The 5401-nt window shown below is 66.8% G+C and carries 8 protein-coding genes; 1 reads left to right on the top strand and 7 read right to left on the bottom strand.

Going from position 1 to position 5401, the window contains the following annotated elements:
* On the bottom strand, positions 1–491 hold a 491-nt coding region (locus IPK66_19180; protein ID MBK8177290.1), incomplete at its 3' end, for a hypothetical protein.
* A gap of 6 nt (positions 492–497) precedes the next feature.
* Here IPK66_19180 and IPK66_19185 point away from each other — a divergent pair.
* Positions 498–806: a hypothetical protein gene (locus IPK66_19185; protein ID MBK8177291.1), complete on the top strand. Its 309-nt coding sequence runs from the start codon at positions 498–500 to the stop codon at positions 804–806.
* On the opposite strand, the gene IPK66_19190 is transcribed toward IPK66_19185, so the two are convergent.
* The 6 genes from IPK66_19190 to IPK66_19215 form a co-directional block, all read right to left on the bottom strand.
* A complete protein-coding gene (locus IPK66_19190; protein ID MBK8177292.1) occupies positions 766–966 on the bottom strand; it encodes a hypothetical protein in 201 nt (66 codons plus the stop codon). The two genes, IPK66_19185 and IPK66_19190, sit on opposite strands and share 41 nt — an antisense overlap.
* 199 nt (positions 967–1165) lie before the next feature.
* Positions 1166–1384: a hypothetical protein gene (locus tag IPK66_19195; protein MBK8177293.1), complete on the bottom strand. Its 219-nt coding sequence runs from the start codon at positions 1382–1384 to the stop codon at positions 1166–1168.
* A 651-nt stretch (positions 1385–2035) separates the two neighbouring features.
* Positions 2036–2527, bottom strand: coding sequence for a tetratricopeptide repeat protein (locus IPK66_19200; protein ID MBK8177294.1), 492 nt, complete (start codon positions 2525–2527; stop codon positions 2036–2038).
* Between the two features lie 229 nt (positions 2528–2756).
* Positions 2757–3002 (bottom strand): hypothetical protein, encoded by a 246-nt coding sequence (locus IPK66_19205; GenBank protein ID MBK8177295.1) that lies wholly within the window; start codon positions 3000–3002, stop codon positions 2757–2759.
* 543 nt (positions 3003–3545) lie between these two features.
* Positions 3546–4064, bottom strand: coding sequence for a hypothetical protein (locus tag IPK66_19210; protein ID MBK8177296.1), 519 nt, complete (start codon positions 4062–4064; stop codon positions 3546–3548).
* 13 nt (positions 4065–4077) lie between these two features.
* A complete protein-coding gene (locus tag IPK66_19215; GenBank protein MBK8177297.1) occupies positions 4078–5046 on the bottom strand; it encodes a hypothetical protein in 969 nt (322 codons plus the stop codon).
* Positions 5047–5401: the final 355 nt, after the last annotated feature.

Below are 5401 nucleotides of genomic sequence, written 5' to 3' on the forward strand. Positions count from 1 at the left end.
GGCTGGCCGTGGACGAAGAAGCGCAGCTCCAGTTCGAGGCCACTGTCGAACAGGACCTGGGTGTCCGGCGGCAGGGGCCGGTCGAAGGTCAGTTGGTAGTCCGCGCCGGGCAACAGCGGTTGAGCCGGTTGCAGGGGGTAGACGTTGGCCCGGAGCGTGGCGGTGGCGGGCTGGAACCGGGGCGGCGGGTCCGGGCGCAGCGCGAAGTTGGCGGATTGGAAGCGCGCCGGTTCGTGGCCGCGTTCGTCGGCCACCGCCACCACCAGCCGCCGAATGCTGAAGGGGGGATGCAGGTGCAAATGTTGGGCGTCGATGCGCACCACCGTTCCGCGCTGCTCGGCGTCGGCGCCGTACAGTTCGGTGATCGCCCGGCGCAGTTCGGGGAACACGGCCTGGGCGCGCTCGATGTCGATCCGCCCGCTGTCCGGGCTGCCGTTGAAAGTGGTCAGCAGCGCGTCCCGGACGCCCTGCGCGGCGATGACGGCGCGCAAATCCCGTTGCTGGTGCAAGACGACGAAGTGGACCGCCAGATTCTTGCCGCGAAAGGTGGCCTGGAGGGCGGCGAGGCGTTGGCGCAGATCGGCGAGCGCGGGCGGATCGGTGAATTCGCCGTCGGTGATCGCCAGCAGGCGGGCTTCCTCGCCGGGCTGGGCGGCGGCGATCAGGGCGGCGAGCGTCGCCTCCAGGGGCGCGTAGGGGGTACGGGGTTGTTGCGCAGCGCCTGCCAGCGGTCGCGGATCTGCGCCAGCAGGGCCGGGCGGCCGTTCAGGTCGAGCGGGCCGCCGACCGGCCGCCGTCGCCGTTGAGGCGGACCAGGTACAGCCGGTCGTCGGGGTCCAGCACCGAGACCAGCAGTTGGGTGGCGAACTGCGCCCGCTCGAAGATGGGTGCCATGCTGCCGGAATCGTCCAGCACCAACCCGACGACGCGCGCCTGGCAGGGTAGGGCAAGCGCGAGGCCGAACACGATAAGTCCCGCCCAGCAGGCCAGGCGGTGGAAAGGACTAGAGTGATGGTGCGGCATGGAGGAGCGACCCTGGCGACAGCGGGGTTTCAAGAGAAGAAACGCGCCGCGCCGAGGTTTTTTGAATGCCGCTGGTTTTTTACAAAGTGTGCCGAGACAGAGGGGAAGGGCTGTTCAATCCGTCAGGTATTGGTTCCTTCCTTCACTGCTCCACTTCAAAGCGCAGCGGTTTGACAAACCGTTCGCTGCGAACGGGTAGATCCTGGGCGATCGGTGTGTCATCGAACATATCAACCTTGCCATCCGCCGGCACGCGGAACCGACTGACGAAAAGGAAACGTCCGTAAAGAACGTTTGCGCTCACCACAGGCACGCCGTTTTCGTCACTTTTATGTATCGTTGGCTGAATCTGGGCCTCCATATCCTTTGATTTCTGGGGCAGCCGTTTTCAGCCAAGGTAATTCTGCCACCGCTCCGACGAGGCGGAATCGACCTCTCGGCGCGGATCGCTGCGCAGAAGAAGCGTAAATAGCCATCAGGAGTTCATCCTGGCTTAAAGCAGGTGGGCTAAGTGCATTTGCTCGATGAATGCAGTCACCTTTGCCATCCAACACTTGGACAAGGCCAGAGCACTGTGCAGAAAAGCCCGCGCACTGGTGTCCGAACCGACTTGCACGGCGGCCTCATAAAGTTGCCAGTCGGTGCAGAAGGGCAATGGCAGTCGCCGCAGGGCGATGATACGGTGAGCCAGTGGCGTCGGTTCTTGGCCAGCGGTGAATTCCGCCGCAGCAAGATCAAGCAGGATCCGCCCGCCTCCGTGCCCTGATGGCTTGCCAGTCACCCGGAATCAGCGGAGCGGGGCGCCAGGAGCATCACCATGATCCAGCCGCGCGCCCAGGATTTTGGCAATCGTGGCGTTGAGGGTCTTTGCTCTACATCCACAACAGAGGGATGCCCACGGTTCCTGCGCGTCGAGCCAACCCTTGAGTCGAAGAAGCCAGGTCGGTAATCGCCTTCTAATCCACGGATCGGACAAAGTGAATCCAAGCCTCGGCCCCGCGCCCGCCGGCGCTCAGCAGAGTGCCCAGGTTGTTGTGGCCAGGGCAGGCATGTCGCCGAGGTCCACCGCTCGGTGCGCCGCCCACAGCGGTTCCCAGAGCGCCACGGCGCGCCGGTAGGCCGCTTCCGCTTCCTCCGTCCGCGCCCGCCGGCGCTCAGCAGCAGGCCCAGGTTGTTGTGGGCACGGGCCAGGCCGTCGCCGATCTCCACCCGCTCCGGGTTCGCCGCCCACAGGGGTTCCCATGAGCGCCACCGCGCGCCGGTAGGCCGCTTCCGCCTCCGCCCCCCGCCCGCTGCCGCTCAGCAGAGTGCCCAGGTTGTTGTGGACCCGGGCCAGGCCGTCGCCGAGGTTCACCCACTCCGGGTTCGCCGCCCACAGCGCTTCCCCAAGCGCCACCGCGCGCCGGTAGGCCGCTTCCGCCTCCGTCCCGCGCCCGCCGACGCCTGCAGCAGAGTGCCCAGGTTGTTGTGGGCACTGGCCAGGCCGTAGCCGAGGTCCACCCACTCCGGGTTCGCCGCCCACAGCGGTTCCCGGAGCGCCACGCCGCGGCGGTACCGCTTCCGCCTTCCGCCCCCGCGCCCGCCGGCGCTCAGCAGAGTGCCCAGGTTGTTGTGGGGCCAGGCCAGGCAGTCGCCGAGGTCCACCCGCTCGGGGTGCGCCGCCCACAGCGGTTCCCAGAGCGCCACGGCGCGCCGGTAGGCCGCTTCCGCCTCCGTCCCGCGCCCGCCGGCGCTCAGCAGCAGGCCCAGGTTGTGGGCCATCGCCAGACCATCGCCGATATCGACCTGCCCAGCTGCGCCGCCCACAGGGCTTCCCGGATGGCGACGCACGCTTGGTAATAGCGCCGTGCCGCTAGCGCACAGCCGACGTCCTGCACGGCAATCGCGGCATCAAAGGCCTGCGCCGTGGCCGCCGCGCCGTTTTCCTCCAACGCCCGCGCCGCCGCGTCCTGCCGCCGCGCTGCACTGGCCGGGCACATGGCCGCTGTGCGCCTGTTCGACCAGAAAGGTGGTCAGCACTCCGCCCAACCAACCCGACGCCGCTTCCACCAGCGGGCCGACGATTCAACTGGTTGCTGGCCGCCCAGTCGCGCAGCAGAAAGCCGAACGCCCCGGCGTATTCGGAAAACACCGTTGCCGGTTGCGCGCGGCGAGTCCAGTAGGCCAGTTTGTCTTCGTGAGCAGGCTGTGCGGATCGCAGATAACGGTAGATCAGATACTCCGCCACGGTCTGGAACACGAACCGATACCCACCGCCGTCCTCGCCCAGCCGCTTGACGATGAAGCCTTCGTGCGCCATCCCTTCCACCGGACTGAGCAACAAACGCGCCTCGGTCTCAGTTTCAAACCCGCCGCCCAGGCGCGGCGGATGGCGTTACCGTCATCGTCGTCCAGATCGGCACTGGGCCGGCCCAAATCCCCCAGCAACCAGGCGACGACCGCCGCCACCGCTGGCTTCCAGGCCGGGATGTTCGCCATCGCCCGCCTCGACGTACCGGCGGAACAGGACGGGCGGGTTTTTTTCACCGGCCTCGGCGTCCCGACCGTCGGAACGCCTCCATGAACAGATGCAAATACAGCGGATTGGTCAGCAACTCGCGGGTCGGCTTGATCAGCGTTTCCCAGGCGCCGCGACAGGCGGGAATGCGTTTGCCGTCGATGGGATGGCCCGCGTGCGCCTGATAGCGACGATACACCTCGGCGGCCTGCTCGGCGCTGAACGGCTCCAGCGTCAGCACCGGCGGTCCCTTTTGTTGCATGTGTTCTCCCGGCTGCTCGACGACGTACAGCCAGGGCCGCAGTTCCTCCAGCCGGCTTTTTTCCTGAGCGCCCATCTTGCCCGCCCAAAGGCTCAGCCACTCCTGCCGGGTCGAGAGAATCACCTTGCACCACGGATAGCACGCCGCCACCGCGATCAACTCCAGCGCCTCGTCGGTCACCATCTCGGCGAACGGCGCTTCGTTCAGTGCGTCCAGCACCAGAAGCAGCCGCCGTCCTTCCACCCGGTCGTTTTTCCACTGCCCGTGCAAATGGTCGAACAATTCGCGGAAGCCGCTAAAACCGGCGGTCGAAGACGATTTCGCCTTGTCCCTGGTTTCCGGCGGCAGTGACCGCGATGCCCAGCTCTTCCGCTACGTCGCGGAACAGGCGACAGCCCTCGGGCCGCAACGCGACAGCGCCGTTGCCGCGCAGGAACAGCACCAGATTGCGGTTCTCGCGCTCAGCCAATCTTCCGGGATCAGCGAGCCATTGTTCGACCTGATGCGCCAGCAAGTTGGTTTTCCCAGACCCCGCCAAGCCGATCAGCACCAGACCGTTGACGTAACGCGGGCGGGTGGTGTCGCTGGGCCATTGCGCCGGGTTGGCCCGAAGGGTCAGAAAGCGTTCAACGTGCCGTTCCATCGACGCGAACGGCAGATAACACGGCGGAAAGTATTTGCTGCCCAGCAACCCGTTCAGGGTGCGTTGGGAATAATCGGTCGCGCTGTCCGCAATCGTCCAGGGCGCGGTCTTGTCCTTGCTCAGGAAAAAGTGGATGCGCCGCGCCGCCAGCAAGTCCTTGAGCCGACCGCAGGCCGGCGTGTCCTCGGCGCGGTGGTGCGTGCCGAGATAATAAATGTAGCTGCGTTCCTCCACGCCCTGCTTGACGCCGACCTGGATCCCGTAATGGCCATCGTAGAGATAGAGCGGCTCGCGTTCCGCGACCGGATGCAACAGCGGATACAGCGGCTGCGGCGGCCGGCCCGGCACGCTCAACACCGCGCTCGATTCCGCCAGGGCGTCGCTCAAGTCGTCCGACAACTCGGTCAGCACCGGCTCGCCCGGCGCGACGCCGCGCAACAGGCGCAAACGTGCATCGCCCGACTGGATCGCCTCCGGCCGGTCGCGGCAAACCCGCAACTCGCAATCGCCCAGGAAAGCGAAGGCGCGCAACACCTGATGCAGCACCGGCAGGTAAGCCCGAACGTGCGCCGCCGCCTCGGCTTCATCGGCCAGGCCGCCGTGGGCGGTGCCGTTGCGCAACGCGAGGATCGCTTCCAGCAGATTCGCGGTACTCGCCGCGCAAGCCGACGGGGCGCGGTTCCGGTTGCCGGAGAGCGGCGAGCGCCGCGTCCAGGCCGCCGAACAGCGGCGCGATGCCCACTTCCGGCAGGTGCTTGCGCAGCGAAGAGCAGGCTGATCCAGTCCGAGAAAAACGGGGGCGGATCGCGGCAACTCGCCGTGTTGAGCGCCTTGATGCTCTTCTCGGCCGTTTCGTCGATGGGCTCCCGCAGGTATTGGCTGACCAGCGGCAGACACACCAACCGCAGTGCCTGATACTCGGTGAAGCACAACGCCCAGCGGCGAATGGACGGCTTCTCGGCCGCATCGAAAATCA

It is taken from the genome of Rhodospirillales bacterium (assembly GCA_016712595.1).
Taxonomy (GTDB): domain Bacteria; phylum Pseudomonadota; class Alphaproteobacteria; order Rhodospirillales; family Defluviicoccaceae; genus Defluviicoccus.

Bases quoted from the DNA above. Each gene is read 5' to 3' on its own strand.
- IPK66_19195 (MBK8177293.1), bottom strand. From the start codon at position 1,384: ATGGAGGCCCAGATTCAGCCAACGATACATAAAAGTGACGAAAACGGC.
- IPK66_19205 (MBK8177295.1), bottom strand. From the start codon at position 3,002: ATGTGCCCGGCCAGTGCAGCGCGGCGGCAGGACGCGGCGGCGCGGGCG.